The organism is Crateriforma spongiae, from assembly GCF_012290005.1.
Taxonomy (GTDB): Bacteria; Planctomycetota; Planctomycetia; order Pirellulales; family Pirellulaceae; genus Crateriforma; species Crateriforma spongiae.
In genome coordinates this window covers 651,251-665,334 of record NZ_JAAXMS010000002.1, presented here as the reverse complement: position 1 = coordinate 665,334, position 14,084 = coordinate 651,251, and the positions used below count along the sequence as shown (strand labels likewise).

General features: G+C 59.2%; 12 protein-coding genes. 5 read left to right on the top strand and 7 right to left on the bottom strand.

The window, feature by feature from the left end:
* The first annotated feature begins 69 nt into the window (after positions 1-69).
* On the top strand, positions 70-693 hold the full coding sequence (locus tag HFP54_RS06620) for a superoxide dismutase (protein ID WP_168564504.1): 624 nt from the start codon (positions 70-72) through the stop codon (positions 691-693).
* Positions 694-784: 91 nt separating this feature from the next.
* Here HFP54_RS06620 and HFP54_RS06615 read toward each other — a convergent pair whose 3' ends face one another.
* Together HFP54_RS06615 and HFP54_RS06610 are read right to left on the bottom strand one after the other, a co-directional pair.
* A complete protein-coding gene (locus tag HFP54_RS06615; RefSeq protein ID WP_168564503.1) occupies positions 785-3,016 on the bottom strand; it encodes an NADP-dependent isocitrate dehydrogenase in 2,232 nt (743 codons plus the stop codon).
* Between the two features lie 195 nt (positions 3,017-3,211).
* Positions 3,212-5,011 (bottom strand): 30S ribosomal protein S1, encoded by a 1,800-nt coding sequence (locus tag HFP54_RS06610; protein WP_146410449.1) that lies wholly within the window; start codon positions 5,009-5,011, stop codon positions 3,212-3,214.
* Positions 5,012-5,380: 369 nt separating this feature from the next.
* On the opposite strand from HFP54_RS06610, the gene rpiB reads away from it, so the two are divergent.
* Positions 5,381-5,854 (top strand): ribose 5-phosphate isomerase B, encoded by a 474-nt coding sequence (gene rpiB, locus HFP54_RS06605; protein ID WP_146410450.1) that lies wholly within the window; start codon positions 5,381-5,383, stop codon positions 5,852-5,854.
* Between the two features lie 38 nt (positions 5,855-5,892).
* Here rpiB and HFP54_RS06600 read toward each other — a convergent pair whose 3' ends face one another.
* On the bottom strand, positions 5,893-6,330 hold the full coding sequence (locus tag HFP54_RS06600; protein WP_146410451.1) for an AP2/ERF family transcription factor: 438 nt from the start codon (positions 6,328-6,330) through the stop codon (positions 5,893-5,895).
* A gap of 379 nt (positions 6,331-6,709) precedes the next feature.
* Positions 6,710-7,714: a superantigen-like protein SSL4 gene (locus HFP54_RS06595; protein ID WP_168564502.1), complete on the bottom strand. Its 1,005-nt coding sequence runs from the start codon at positions 7,712-7,714 to the stop codon at positions 6,710-6,712.
* Positions 7,715-8,001: 287 nt separating this feature from the next.
* Here HFP54_RS06595 and HFP54_RS06590 point away from each other — a divergent pair, with 287 nt between their 5' ends.
* Positions 8,002-8,580, top strand: coding sequence for a hypothetical protein (locus HFP54_RS06590; protein ID WP_168564501.1), 579 nt, complete (start codon positions 8,002-8,004; stop codon positions 8,578-8,580).
* A 140-nt stretch (positions 8,581-8,720) separates the two neighbouring features.
* Here the strand turns inward: HFP54_RS06590 and HFP54_RS06585 are convergent, their stop codons facing one another.
* Both HFP54_RS06585 and HFP54_RS06580 read right to left on the bottom strand, forming a co-directional pair.
* Entirely contained in the window at positions 8,721-9,920 is a 1,200-nt protein-coding gene (locus tag HFP54_RS06585) for a S1 family peptidase (protein WP_146410454.1), read from the bottom strand.
* Positions 9,921-10,075: 155 nt separating this feature from the next.
* A complete protein-coding gene (locus tag HFP54_RS06580; RefSeq protein ID WP_168564500.1) occupies positions 10,076-10,693 on the bottom strand; it encodes a hypothetical protein in 618 nt (205 codons plus the stop codon).
* A gap of 392 nt (positions 10,694-11,085) precedes the next feature.
* On the opposite strand from HFP54_RS06580, the gene HFP54_RS06575 reads away from it, so the two are divergent.
* The gene (locus HFP54_RS06575; RefSeq protein WP_146410456.1) at positions 11,086-11,466 is read left to right on the top strand and encodes a hypothetical protein; all 381 of its coding nucleotides are present in this window, start codon (positions 11,086-11,088) and stop codon (positions 11,464-11,466) included.
* 160 nt (positions 11,467-11,626) lie between these two features.
* Positions 11,627-12,523 (top strand): hypothetical protein, encoded by an 897-nt coding sequence (locus HFP54_RS06570; RefSeq protein WP_168564499.1) that lies wholly within the window; start codon positions 11,627-11,629, stop codon positions 12,521-12,523.
* Positions 12,524-12,652: 129 nt separating this feature from the next.
* Here the strand turns inward: HFP54_RS06570 and HFP54_RS06565 are convergent, their stop codons facing one another.
* Positions 12,653-13,903 carry a chorismate synthase gene (locus HFP54_RS06565; protein ID WP_168564498.1) on the bottom strand — a complete coding sequence of 417 codons (1,251 nt, stop codon included), beginning with the start codon at positions 13,901-13,903 and terminating at the stop codon, positions 12,653-12,655.
* Positions 13,904-14,084: the final 181 nt, after the last annotated feature.

Sequence of the window (14,084 nt, the reverse complement as noted above, 5' to 3'; positions counted from 1 at the left end):
CGCTATGGTTTTGTAGGTTTTGTGTCCTTTCACGCTTCAAAACTTCTTAACCCGAGTACGGACAGCGACATGGCTTACACCCTTCCCGATTTGCCCTACGCATACGACGCGCTGGAACCCCACATCGACGCGCGGACGATGGAGATCCACCACACCAAGCACCACAACGCCTATATCACCAAAGTCAACGCGGCGATCGAAGGCACCGATCTGGAAAAGCTGAGCATCGAAGACCTGGTCAGCAATCTGGGTAACGTCCCGGCCGACAAGCTGGGGGCGGTTCGCAACAACGGCGGCGGACACGCCAACCACAGCCTGTTTTGGACCGTGATGGGTCCGGGCAAGGGCGGCCAGCCCAGCGGCGATTTGGCCGACGCGATTAACAAAGCCTGTGGATCGTTTGACGGTTTCAAAGAAGCATTCAGCAACGCCGCAGCCACCCGCTTCGGCAGCGGTTGGGCTTGGTTGTACGTCGACGGCGGCGAACTGAAAGTCGGCAGCACGGCCAATCAAGACAGCCCGTTGATGGGTGCCGACATCGCCGGCATCTCGGGCACGCCGATCCTGGGATTGGATGTCTGGGAACACGCGTACTATCTGAACTATCAAAACCGTCGCCCCGATTACATCGGCGCGTTTTTCAACGTGGTGAACTGGGACGCCGTTGCCGAACGCTACGCCGCCGCAAAGTGATCAAGCGGTTCCAAACGCAATGAAAAAAAGCCTCGCCGGTGATGGTTCGCCGGCGAGGCTTTTTTGTGGCATCGTCATGGATCATCGGCGGTTACGCCAGCTTTTCAATGATCGCGTTCAGGGTTGGGCTCGGTCGCATCGCCGCTGATGTCTTCTCGCAATCCGGCAGATAGTATCCGCCGATGTCGACCGCCGCGCCCTGGGCGGCATTCAGTTCATTGACGATCGTCGATTCTTCTTGCTTCATCGCCGCGGCGATCGGTGCAAACGTTTTCGCGATGTCCGCGTCTTTGTCTTGGTTGGCCAACGCATCGGCCCAGTACATCGCCATGTAAAAGTGGCTTCCGCGGGTGTCCAGTTCACCGACACGCCGCGAAGGCGATTTGTTTTCCGACAGGAACGTTTCGGTGGCCTGGTCCAGGCACTGGGCCAACAACCCGATCTTGTCGTCGTTGCGTTTTCGTCCCAAGTCGTCCAGCGACGCGGCCAACGCCAAAAATTCGCCCAGCGAATCCCAACGCAGGTGGCCTTCTTCGACAAACTGTTGCACGTGTTTGGGGGCCGAACCGCCCGCACCGGTTTCGAACAATCCGCCGCCGGCAAGCAACGGGACGATCGACAACATCTTGGCACTGGTGCCCAGTTCCAAGATCGGGAACAAGTCGGTCAGGTAATCCCGCAGGACGTTGCCCGTCACGCTGATTGTGTTTTCGTTCTTGGACGCCCGCTGGCAGGCATGCAGCGTTGCATCGACCGGTGCCAAGATTTGGATGTCCAGCCCGTCGGTGTCGTGATCCTGAAGGTATTGCTGGACCTTTTGAATCAAGTTGGCATCGTGGGCTCGGTTCTTATCCAGCCAGAAAACGGCGGGCCAAGACGTCACGCGGGATCGTTCGACGGCCAAACGCACCCAATCCACAACGGCCACATCTTTCGTTTGACACATCCGCCAGATGTCGCCCTTGTCCACGGCATGTTCGAAAATGACGTTACCGTTTTCGTCGGTGACTTTGACGACGCCGTCGGCCGGGATTTCGAATGTCTTGTCGTGCGAACCGTATTCTTCCGCCTTCTTGGCCATCAAGCCGACGTTGTTGACGGTGCCCATCTTGGTCACGTCGAAGGCGCCGTTGTCGCGACAGAAATCGATCGTCGCCTGATAGACGCCGGCGTAGCAACGATCGGGAATGATCGCTTTGGTGTCGTGCAGTTTTCCGTCGGGACCCCACATCTTGCCGCCGCTGCGGATCGCCGCCGGCATCGACGCATCGATGATGACGTCACTGGGGACGTGTAGGTTGGTGATCCCACGATCCGAATCGACCATCGCCAGGGCAGGGCGTTGGGAATAGGTCTGCTGGATGTCGGCGTTGATTTGCTGCTGTTGTTCTTCCGGAAGCGATTGAATCTTATCCTCCAAGCCGCCCATGCCGTTGTTCGGATTCACCCCCAGTGATTCCAAGGTGTCGGCGTGCTTGGCAAAGACGTCCTCAAAGAAAACGCTGACCGCGTGGCCGAAGATGATCGGGTCGGACACCTTCATCATGGTCGCTTTCAGGTGCAGCGACAGCAGGATACCTTCACGCCGGGCCGCATCGATTTGCTCCGCCAGGAACGCCCGCAGCTTTTTTACGCTCATCACGCTGGCGTCGACGATTTCGTTGTCATCCACGGCGACGGCTTCTTTCAAAGTGACCGTTTGACCGTCGGTGGTGTCCAGGCTGATTTTCAGGCTGCCAGCCTTTTCGATCACCGCCGATTTTTCGCTGCCGTAAAAGTCGCCGTCGGACATGTGGGCGACGTGTGCTTCGGAATCGGAGGCCCAATCACCCATGGAATGCGGATGAGCCTGGGCGTACTTCTTGACCGGCGCTGCGACACGGCGGTCGCTGTTGCCTTCCCGCAGGACGGGATTGACCGCGCTGCCCAAAACCTTGGCGTAGGTCGCGCGGATCTGTTCTTCCTCCGGGGTGGACGGTTCGGCGGGATAGTCCGGGACGCGGTATCCCTTGGACTGCAATTCCGCGATCGCCGCGTTTAGCTGAGGAATCGATGCGCTGATGTTGGGCAGTTTGATGATGTTTGCATCGGGCGTCTTGGCCGCTTTGCCAAGCTGTGCCAACGCGTCGGGATACGCACCGCCTTCGGGCATGCTGTCGGGAAACGCCGACAGAATTCTTCCAGACAGGGAAATGTCCTTGGTTTCGAACCGAATGCCCGCGGCGTTGCCGATCGCTTGAACGATGGGCAGCCACGAAAACGTCGCCAATGCGGGAGCTTCGTCGGTGTGGGTGTAGGCGATGGTCGGTGTGGTTTCAGACATGCTGGCCTGTCGAGTTCGGGGCGAAATGACTGTGAAAAGCCTGCGTTTGGCAGCAAAAATTGTCAATGCGTGGTGGACGGCTGACCGCCGGGCCCGCGGGGAAGATGCGTCCATGAAAAAAGCCGTGGTGCGGGTGGCACCACGGCTTTTGATTTGACGACCGACGACGTCACGTCGGCCTGGGCACGGGCACGATTACTCGTCGCCGCCGGTCGGGATCAGCGGACCTGCGCTGCCCAAACCACCCTTCAGGTCTTCGTCGCTGACGCTGCTGCTCGGGACACCGCTTTCGGCGGCTTCCTGTGCGGCGGCACTCTTTTCTTGTTCCTCGCTCCAGTCGACCCGCTTCAGCGACAAGCCGATCTTGCGTTCGTCGGTGTCCACACGCAGGACCTTGACCTCGATTTCGTCGCCGACTTTGACGACTTCTTCGGGGTCTTCGACCTTGTGTTCGGCCAGTTCGCTAATGTGCAGCAAGCCTTCCAGGCCGTCTTCGAGTCCGATGAAGACGCCGAAGTTGGTGATCTTGGTGACCTTGCCCTTGATCAGCTGGCCCGGTTGATACTTGTCCGGAATGTCGCCATCCCACGGGTCGTTGTCCAGTTGCTTCAGACCCAATGCGATCCGGCGGCGTTGTTCGTCGACGCTCAGGACGCGGCAAGCCAGTTCTTGGCCCTTTTCCAGCATTTCGCTGGGATGGCTGATCTTGCGGGTCCACGACATGTCGCTGACGTGCAGCAGGCCGTCGATGCCTTCTTCCAATTCGATGAATGCACCGTAATTGGTCAGGTTGCGGACCTTGCCGTTGACGTCGGTACCTTCGGGGTAACGTTCCAAAACGTCGTCCCACGGGTTCTTTTGGGTTTGCTTCATGCCCAGCGACAATTGCTGGCCTTCCGGATCGACGCCCAAGATCATCACGTCGATCTTGTCGCCGATGTTGACCAGTTCGCTGGGGTGATTGACCCGTTTTGTCCACGACATTTCGCTGATGTGGACCAAGCCTTCGATGCCGGGTTCCAGTTTGACGAACGCCCCGTAGGACATGACGTTGACGACTTCGCCGGGGTGAACCGAATCGACCGGGTACTTCTCTTCGATGTTTTCCCAGGGGTTGCGGTCCTTTTGCTTCAGACCCAACGCGATCTTTTGCTTCTCGCGATCGATGTGCAGCACCTTGACTTCGATCTCTTGGTCGATCGAAACCATTTCGGTCGGGTGTCCGATGCGTTCCCAAGCCATGTCGGTGATGTGCAACAGGCCGTCGATGCCGCCCAAGTCGACGAAGGCACCGAAGTCGGCGATATTCTTGACGATCCCCTTGCGGATCTGGCCGACTTCCAGTTCCTGCATCAGATACGCGCGGTCTTCTTCGCGTTGACGTTCGATCAGGCTTCGGCGGCTGATAACGATGTTGCGACGGGTGTCGTCGATCTTCAGCACTTCGGCTTGGATCACGCGGCCGATGAAATCGCCGATGTCGCCCGGACGGCGGATATCGACTTGGCTGCCCGGCAGGAAGACGTTGACGCCGATGTCGACCAACAGGCCGCCCTTGATCTTGCGAATCACGGTACCGGTGACCACTTGGCCCTCGGCGACCGATTCCATCATCTTTTCCCACTCGATGATCTTTTCGGCTTTGCGCTTGCTCAGCGCGATCATGCCGTACGGGTCATCGGCGGCGCCCAGTTCGTCCTCCATTTCCTCGATCAGGACACGCACGGTGTCGCCGACCTTGGGCGGGTCTTCGTCGGCACCCCATTCGTCCAGCCCGACGGTGCCTTCGCTCTTGAATCCGACGTCGATCAATGCCCATTCGTCATTGAGTTCGACGATGCGACCGTCGACGATTTTGCCTTGGGCGTAATCTTGTTGCTCAGCGGCGATCGCATCGAGCAGCCAATCTTCGGCCTCTTCCTCCGGAGCCAGCACGGCCAGTTCGTTGAGGATGTCGTCGTCTTCGAGGTTGCGAATGAGGTTACGGTTGACCATGAAAAATTCCGGGGACGCAGGCGGTCGGTCTTAAGAAAAAATGCGTGACCGCGCTGGTGGGGTTGGAGGAACGGGAAATCGATCGCCCGGCCGGGGAAAACCCGCAAAGAAGGCCGGTCGGCGGATCGGCGCATGGGGACACGTTCCATGCACAGGGTCTGGGAGGGTAACAAAGCCCCGCGGTGATCACAACGTCTATCGGCCGACAAATCCCGGCTTTGCATGACCGGGACGATGAATTCCCCCACGTCTAGCCATGAATCCGATGCGGGGTTATGAAAGTCGGCCTTCCCAAGCGGCCCGGCCCCTGTTTCCCCCCGCCCGTTTCACGATTTCCCCCCAACACAACATTTCGTCCAGATCTCGATCATGTCCAAGAACTTTGATGTCCGCCTTGCCCTGGGGGGCGATCACGCCGGCTTCACCCTGAAATCCGACGTTGCGAAGCGGTATGCCGACCAAGTCGTTTCGCTGGTCGATTGTGGGACGGACACGGCGGAAAGCTGTGACTATCCCGATTTCGCCGTCGCGGTGTCGAAAGAACTGTTGGCCGGACACGCCGACAAAGGCTTGCTGATTTGTGGCAGCGGTGTCGGGGTCAGTGTCGCGGCCAACAAGATCCCGGGAATCCGCGCGGCAATCTGTCACGACACCTATTCGGCACGCCAGGGTGTGGAGCACGACGACATGAACGTCCTGTGCATCGGCGGCCGGATCATCGGCAGCGAATTGGCGTTTGAGATCATCGATGCCTTTTTGAACGCCGCCTACGCACCCCAGCCGCGGCATCAGCGTCGGCTGGACAAGGTGCTGGAGATTGAAAAGAAGGGCATCCAGGCCTGATCGACCATGGCAACGGATGGGCGTTGCCGTCAATTGGGCTAGCGGTCTTCCATTTCGGCGACGCCCTTCTTGCGGGCCTGGACCGCCATTTTATAGGCCTTGTCTTCGCCATACTTTTCGACACTGAATCGCTTGGTGCGGCGGACGCCCTTTTGCGGACTCCACTGGGCCACCCAGTATCGGTAGGTCGGCTGTGAAGGCCAACGTGGGTCCTTTTCTTCGACCAAGCGAACGCCGACGACTCCGGAAGTGTTGTTGCTGCGTTGTTTCTTGGCCAGCTGCTTGGCGCTGTATCCCGCCAAGCCGCCTTCCAGTTCATCGCGGTACTCTTTCGCCGCGGCCAGAGCCTTTCGTTTGCTGCCGTACTCCTTGTCGCTGAAGTACCAGGACGTCAATTCGCCCCGGCGCATGACACGGACCAGATAGCCGCCGGTCGTTTTGCGGTCGATACGGGTGATGTTTCGGTTGGCTCGCATGGATCTTTAGCCCCGTGGGATGGGGCCCTGGCAAGAGGATGTGGGGATGGGGCGGGGCAGGGTCGTCCGTGGGGATGTCGTTCATCCATGCTCGTCCGATCAGGGCGATCGGGCCGCCAAGGGAACATCATCCTAACCAATGCGTTTTGTTCCTATCGGGTGCATCGATTGGAAACGGAATCACCGATCCGGTGCATCGCGTGGTTCCCGCGGCGGACCCCCTATTCTAAACACATTCTCCGCGTGGCGAAACAAGCGGGACAGTCGGGGCGGGGCGGCGGTCGGATTGCGGCCAACCGATGCGACGGACCGCGCACGACCCTGGCCGCCCGCGATCGAGTCGCGGGCGGCCAGGGTCGGTTGTTTCTTTCGGTCCGAATCAGCCGGCACGATTGAATTTTAGTCCGCCGTTGTTGGCACCGTCCAAGGTGAAGGTGAATTCGTCACCGCCGCCGACCCAGGTGCCCTGCATCTGTTGCAGATCGTTGGCTCGAACCAAAGTCAGCTGTTTGTCCTGCAGGCGATACTGTCCTTGGAAGGAATTCGATTTTCCGCCCCGCGTCGCGGTCCAGACGAACTTTCCGTCGTCGCCCAAGGTCAAGCGGACCGATTGGTTGCCCGACAAATTGACCGACCAGGTGCCGACTTCTGCGCCGCCGGCCGGCGATTCACTGGCCGCGGCGGAACTGAATTCCGGGATCGTTGCGGCGGGTTGTGCCGGGGCCGTTGCGGTGCGTGACGACTGTGTGGCAGTTTCGGTCGACTTGCTTTCCGTGGTCGAAAGCGATGCCAGGATCTGCAACGCGGACTGCTGAGCGTTCACGCTGGTTTTCGCTTCAGCCGTTGACGGTTGCGTCGCGGGCTGTTGTGTCGTGGGCGCCGCGTTTTGGGGGACCTGGTTGGTTGCGACACGGTTTTGCACCGGAGCTTGATTTGTCGGAACACTTGCAGTGTTAACGTTCGGTTGCACCGGAGCATTGCCCGTGGTCGCCTGGGCGGCAGTCGCGGGGGAGGCGATTTGGCGTTGCGTGATGGTTTGCGTCGCTGGGATGCCTTGCGGTGCCGCCGGTCGGATCGTCGACACGCTAGACGACTGCGGGTAACCCGTTTGGGCGTGGTAAGTTGCAGGGGCCGCGTACGAATTTGGTGCCGAGTAATGGCTGGTGGTCGCACGATGCGTGGAGTAGGTCGCTTGGTGACGGGTGACTTGCTGGCGGCGAGTCATCACCGGCGGTGCGCCGGTGGCAAATCCGCGGCCGCGGAACGAACCCAAGCGTGAACTGCTGAATCCGCCTCCGCCACAGGCTTCCGCGGCAGGTGTGCCGGCGACGGTGATCGCGGCGGTGACGGTCAGGACGAACAGCTTTTTGATGGAGCGTTTCATGGCAGTATTCCGGTTCAGGGCGGTGTGTGTGGTGGATCGTCGTGGCAGGCGACTTCCTTGCCTCGACAATGGACTCAGCGTGAACCCCGCCGCGTTGTTACAGCGAAATTTCCTGGATTCTGCGGATTCAGATTCCTCCCGTAGCTGGACGCGCCAGCGTTCAGAGGCCATCGCGGCCTGAGCCCTCCGCGGGCCCAGCTACGGCTTGATTTGAAAAAGTTCGCGTTGCATTCAGCAGCCCTCTGCCATTTCGGGGCGATTCCAATTTCCTCGCAGATCACAAAATCATGCCGCAGGACGACTACCTAAAGCGTCTCTGTCCGGGGGCTTATCAGGGCGAATCTTGGGTCCACTGGTCGCTGACGATGGACGGGCGCGCCACCGGTTGGTTGGATCCTCGGTTTTTGTATCGATTTCGCGAGATCCTGACGCACACCGGATTCAGGCATCGGATCGCTTGCCTGGTGTATTGCCTGATGCCCGATCACGTCCACATGCTCTGGCATGGATTGGCCGACGATTCGGATCAGCGCGCGGCGACGAGTTTTTTTCGCAAACAAACCAACCTATCGCTAAAGCGAATTGGTTTTCGGTGGCAATTGCAGGCGTACGATCGCGTTTTGCGTGACACGGAGGTCGAACAGACTGAGCTGCGGGCGATTGTGGAATACATCGTTCGAAATCCCGAGCGGGCGGGCTTGATCGATCACAAACGGTTCGCGTCATACGCATATTCCGGCTGTCGACTGCCCGGTTTTCCCGACCTGCGGTTGTTCGAAGAAGACTCGTGGCCGCGACTCTGGCGGGCGCTTTCCTATTTGAAACGAACGGATTTGTTTCATGTGGCTGATTCAAAGCGAGGCTGATGGGATGGAATTCAAAAGTAGCTGGACGCGCCAGCGTTCAGGGGCCATTGCGCCCTGAGCCCTCCGCGGGCCCAGCTACGGATCTTTATGTGCTGCGCCCTGAGCCCTCCGCGGGCCCAGCTACGGGTTGCTGGACTCGTTCAGTCGGCCAGCCAGGATGCCAGGGTGGCGGCAGCCGATTTTTCCTTGGCGTCGGGGTTCAGTTCGCTGTTCATCGCCCCGGCGATCTTGGCGACGTATTCGATCGTTCCGCTGACGGCTTCGTCCGGGGCGGTCGCGTCCAGTTTGGCCATGTAGATCAACAAGAATTCGCCATTGTCGTTCTTTTCAACGGCCCACGAGCCGATCTTCGTCGCGGAACTTTGCCGTAACAGCCGCATCATCAGCTCGGTCGACGGGGATTCCTTGGACACTTGGACCAGCGACCAAACACGTCGTACGTCGGCACGCTGGTAGTATTCCGTGTTCTTAGCGACGAAAACCTGCTGTTTCTTTCCCGTGGCATATTCGAAGTCCACGCGATAGTGGCCGGTCGAGTGCTTTTCGTGCTCGATGCCGGCGTTCTCCAGCAGGGTCTTGGTTGCGACGGGGGCCTGTTTCCAGCCTTCTGCCATGAATTTCCGGATTTCCAGAACGTCCACGCAAAAGCTGACCAACGGGCTTTGAGGCGAAAACGACTGGGCGATCGCCACCAATTGGCCTTCGTCATTGACGACCGGGCCGCCGCTGTCGCCAGGCTTGATCGGGCTTTGGGTCTCCACGGCGCGAAAATCGTGTTCGCCGTGGCTGGATTTGAATTTCTTGTCATAGACACTGCGGACGCGGCCGGCGGTGTACACCCACAGCACGTCGCTGTCCCCCGGGTTTCCGATCGTGTCGACCTTGGATCCCGGCGTGGTGCTGGTTTCGGCAATCGTGATCGCTTCGGCGTTTTCGGGGGCTTTGGGCAACTGAATCAGGGCCAAATCCCGACGCCGATCGATCGCCACGACTTTGCCGGGCTGGGCCAGTTTGACGACGTTGGTCAGGTAGTGTTTGCGTTCGACCCGCGGCAAGCCGTTCTTGATATCGGGGAAGAAGACCACGGCCGAACGGCTGTCGCCGACCACATGAGCGTTGGTCAGCACCAGCCGCTTTTCCGCGTCGACATAGACGCCCGTTCCGGTGGACGTTTCGTCGTCGGCATCGCTGGTGATGATCCAAGCGGTACTCTTCAAGACACGGTTGTAATTCTCCGAATCGGCGCTCGCGTTCGTGCCGGTGCCGACGGCAATCACTGCCATCGCCAGGCCGAAGATGCACCGAATCAGGTTCCGGACGGATCGTTCAGACGTGTTCATGGGATTGTCTCGTGGTTGAGGCCCGCGATGAGCATCGCAAAGCCGGGCAGAAAAAAGGTTCTCGATGACGGTTTCATGAATCCAAGCGGCAAGTCTCAGCCGATGTAACACGCTTCTTTCCTGCTTCGGCGTGTTTTCGCGGTCGGCCAGCTGAGTCACTTGGCCCGGTCGAAACGCAGCGTGGTCGTGCCAAGCGTCCAATCAAACCGATCGGCGGCGGCGATGTTCAGTTTGCCGCGAAGCGTCAGTTTGTCGTCGCCGACGAGCGTTAGAACGTCTTGGCCGCGTGTCGCTTTTCCCCGCGAGATGTTCGGTTTTTGTCCTTTCAAATGGACCAGCACGAAGCTCGCGTCTTTGGCGAACTCGATTGCCATCGCGTCGCCACCCGGAAGCCGGGTCGACCAGCGTCCGACCAGCGATATCCGTGGTTTTGCCGGCAATTCGGCCACCGAAGCCGGCGTGGGTTTCGTGGCATCAGCTGTCGACTTCTTCGGTTCGGCGGCCGCAGGCGATGACGCGGCGTCTTTGGGCGATTCGGTTTCGACGGCCGAAAGCAACTGTTTCAGCAGTTCCGGGTTCTTGCGAATCAGCCGGGTCAATTGCTGGAGGTCGTTTCCGTCCGAAGTGCTGTCCGAATCAGCTTCCTCGAACACTTCGCCCATCGACAGTTCGGAAAACAGGCCTTGTTGTGCGTTGACGTTGGATGACCCGGCGGCAGCCACCGTGAATGCGAACAGGGTCAGGCACAGGATTCGGTAGATCGAAGGAGTCATGGCACGGGCCTCTCGAAGTTTCAGGGGGGCAGTCCGCGACCGGGGTGTTGGCCGAACGGGACGCCACGCGTGTGTTCTTTCTTTCCAAGCGGAATCCAGACGCATGCGTTACATCGACATTGACTGGCAGTTGCAGACGCGGCCGTTCGGGTCCCGATCTCTACGTCCCTAAATGCGCCGGCATTCAGGCCCCGGGCTTCCGGTGCTGGCATCAGCATTCCGGGTTCAACCTCGGTATCGGAACCAGAAATGGAATTTTCGGATTTCCGTGTAACACATCCGTTTCGCCCTCGCTTGGCTCGTTAGTCACCTGACGAGCGAAAACGACGAGGCTTGGCAGACTCGCGATTTCGTCATTTGAAAAACTCGACTGCCTTCTAAGGAACGAAACGATGTTGAAGAAGATCCTGTTCGCTGTTGCTCCCATGGTCCTGTTCGCCGGCAACGTGATGGCTGACGACAACTTGTTGGAAATGGTCGCCAAGTTGGAAGCGTCGCAAGACGAAGCCAAGGTCGCCAAGGCTGACGAAGACCTGCTGGGCCAAGCCGATGTGGATGCCCTGTTGGGGGAAGAAGGCGGCAGCGATGAAGAAGCCATCGCGGCCTGCTACCGTCGCTATCGCAGCTACGGTCACTTCGGATACCGCAGCTATGGCTACCGCTACTACACCCCGGTTTACCGCAGCTACTGCTACCCCGTGGTTCGCCACTACACCCCGGTCACTTACAGCTACTACACGCCCGTCTACAGCAGCTACTGGGGTTGCTGGTGATCCAACCGGAGCTGCCAAGCCATCGTCGCGGCAGCACGACATAGCTTCCGCAGCCCGGTCGCCGCAACCATCGGCCGCCGGGCTTTTTTTGTGCCCTCGTTCGGCAATTGAAAACCCGTCCACCCAAACATTCTTTGATCACATCAAGGTGAAAGAAACCATGAACTGTTCCAAAACCCGTCTGTTTTCCATGATGCTGCTCGCGATTGCAGCGACATCTTTCTCACCCGTGTCCGCCCAGATCGTGCGAACCGATGATTTGTTGACTGCGTCGCGATGCGACCACGTGATCGGCATGATGCACCGCTATGGCGTCAACAACAGCATCGATCGGTCGGCATCGTATTCCATGCTCCATCACGGCCCGTTCGGTGCGGCGGTCATTCCGGTCGGCGAACTTGGCGATTTATGTATCGCCAACATCAGCCGTGTGGCCGACGATAACCCGGCCTGTGGGCCCAAGATCGCCGTCGATATCAAGAACCACAGCATTCGTGACGTTTGTGATTTTCATGTCACGGCCGTCGCAGTGCTGGGCCGCATCTTTCCGACCAGCCCCAACGTGACGGCGAAAGTCGACAAAATCTGCGCTGGCCAAACCGTCCAAATTCAATTGACCCTGCCGCTGGACGCACTGGCGATGGGCAACCGCAACGGTCAAGCCATCGGTTTTCAACGTCTGGTCGTTGCGATTGACAGTCACGACGTGCTGATGGAAACGAACGAAGCCAACAACTTGCGTGCGTTGGATGTCACCGAGATTCCTTGGCTGACAACGACCGTGACCACGGAAGTCAGTGCCACGGAGGTGGGCAGCGTGGAAACGGGTGCGGGGACCGTTGTCACGACCAGCGCCGCCAATCCCCAAGCCCAGGCGGCAAGCGTTGCACCCACAGCAACGGAGACGACCGTGGCCACGCCACCCGCCTCGTCGGCCAACGGCGAAAGCCAAGGTCAGGCTGAACCGACCGTTCCGATGACGGATCTGCAGTCAGCGATCAAGCAGATGGGCCAGTCCTCGGTCACAGCGGAAAAGGCGGCTGCCGGCACGTTGTGATTCCCACGCGTCGGAAGGAAAAGCGATCGAGATCACCTTCGGCTCGCCAATGAATCCGTCGTGCATTGATTGCCGCGGATTTTCGGCGAGCCTTTTTGATTGATCCGATCGCGTTGCTTAGGTCGGGCGTTAAAACAGCGGCTGGAATGGCTTGTCCAACAGGCCGGCTTGGTGGGAAAGGGCTGCGTTGATCACTTCAATCGCCATCCGCGATTCCAGGGTCACGCCGGCACGAACGCCAACGCAGGGGTCGTGGCGACCTTTTTTTAATTGGAAATCAATCTCGTCCAGGTTCTTGCGGACGCTTTTCTGTGCCGAATGAATCGTCGACGTGGGTTTGAATCCGACCCGCATGACCAAGGGCATCCCGCTGGTCATGCCACCCAGTAATCCGCCATGGGTATTGCTTTGATACCCGTCGTGACGGATCGGGTCGTTATTGCGGCTGCCGACGCGGGCGACGACATCGATGCCGTCACCAACCTCACACGACTGGACGGCGTTCAATCCGCCTAGCGTTCCCATCAGCCTGACTTTTAGGCTGTCATACAGCGGATCGCCCAACAAAGGCGGTACATTGATCCCGATGACTTCCACCATCGCGCCCAGTGAATCGCCTGCTTTGCGTGTCTGTTTAATCAATTCGGCGGCATTGGCGGCAAATTCGTGGTCAATGGACGGGATCTCCGGTGCATTGATTTGATCTTCGATGCCGGTGATGGCCTCCGGATCCAACCGGACTCCCGGCTGGGACGTCACCATGTCATTGATGACCGATGCCAGGCTTGTCTTCGCAGCGATGGGACCGACGCGGCAGATCGATGACAGAAAAACCGTGCCAAAGGTTTGCTGCAAAAACAATCTGGCGATCGACCCGCCGATGACATCGCTAATGGTGCTGCGATAGCTGGAACGACCACCGCCACGGACGTCGACGCGTCCCCGCGACTTGTGATACTTCAGCAGATCGGTGTGTCCCGGTCGGACTTCGCCGGTCGGCCCGGTGAATTGGCCGTAGTCGCCCGATTTTTTGCTGGTCGACAGAACCATCGCGGCGATCGGTTCGCCGGTGGTGTATCCGGCTTCGTAGCCCTCGGTCGAAAACTCGGCACCGTCGGCTTCGACCTGGATCTTGGTTCCGGTCAGCAATTCGTCGTGATCGTCTTGATACAGCCCCGACAGAAAGACCACCTTGTCTTTCTCGTTGCGCGGTGTGCCGTGCTTGTTCCCACCGGGGCGTCGCCGGTCCAGAAAATTCTGGATCTGCTGGCGACGGAAAAAGAAGCCGGGCGGACAACCGCCCACGATGGTGGTGACCGCCGGCCCGTGGGATTCACCCGCGCCGGCGACCGTAAACAGCGGCCCGCCTAAGATTTCCATCGTGACCTGTCTTTGCCTTGGATCGACTCTGTCTAACACGTTTGCGAACCGGATCACCGGCCGCGATGACCAATCCCATCGGGCCGGTCACAGCTTCCCTAGCGTAGAAAACAGATTCTGAATTGGCCATTGGTCCGCAGCGGTCGACGCGACGGGCGTGCCGGCCGCTGCGGTTCTTGGA

Coding starts and splice junctions, on each gene's coding strand:
- HFP54_RS06620 (WP_168564504.1), top strand. CDS start 70: ATGGCTTACACCCTTCCCGATTTGCCCTACGCATACGACGCGCTGGAA.
- HFP54_RS06615 (WP_168564503.1), bottom strand. CDS start 3,016: ATGTCTGAAACCACACCGACCATCGCCTACACCCACACCGACGAAGCT.
- HFP54_RS06610 (WP_146410449.1), bottom strand. CDS start 5,011: ATGGTCAACCGTAACCTCATTCGCAACCTCGAAGACGACGACATCCTC.
- rpiB (WP_146410450.1), top strand. CDS start 5,381: ATGTCCAAGAACTTTGATGTCCGCCTTGCCCTGGGGGGCGATCACGCC.
- HFP54_RS06600 (WP_146410451.1), bottom strand. CDS start 6,330: ATGCGAGCCAACCGAAACATCACCCGTATCGACCGCAAAACGACCGGC.
- HFP54_RS06595 (WP_168564502.1), bottom strand. CDS start 7,714: ATGAAACGCTCCATCAAAAAGCTGTTCGTCCTGACCGTCACCGCCGCG.
- HFP54_RS06590 (WP_168564501.1), top strand. CDS start 8,002: ATGCCGCAGGACGACTACCTAAAGCGTCTCTGTCCGGGGGCTTATCAG.
- HFP54_RS06585 (WP_146410454.1), bottom strand. CDS start 9,920: ATGAACACGTCTGAACGATCCGTCCGGAACCTGATTCGGTGCATCTTC.
- HFP54_RS06580 (WP_168564500.1), bottom strand. CDS start 10,693: ATGACTCCTTCGATCTACCGAATCCTGTGCCTGACCCTGTTCGCATTC.
- HFP54_RS06575 (WP_146410456.1), top strand. CDS start 11,086: ATGTTGAAGAAGATCCTGTTCGCTGTTGCTCCCATGGTCCTGTTCGCC.
- HFP54_RS06570 (WP_168564499.1), top strand. CDS start 11,627: ATGAACTGTTCCAAAACCCGTCTGTTTTCCATGATGCTGCTCGCGATT.
- HFP54_RS06565 (WP_168564498.1), bottom strand. CDS start 13,903: ATGGAAATCTTAGGCGGGCCGCTGTTTACGGTCGCCGGCGCGGGTGAA.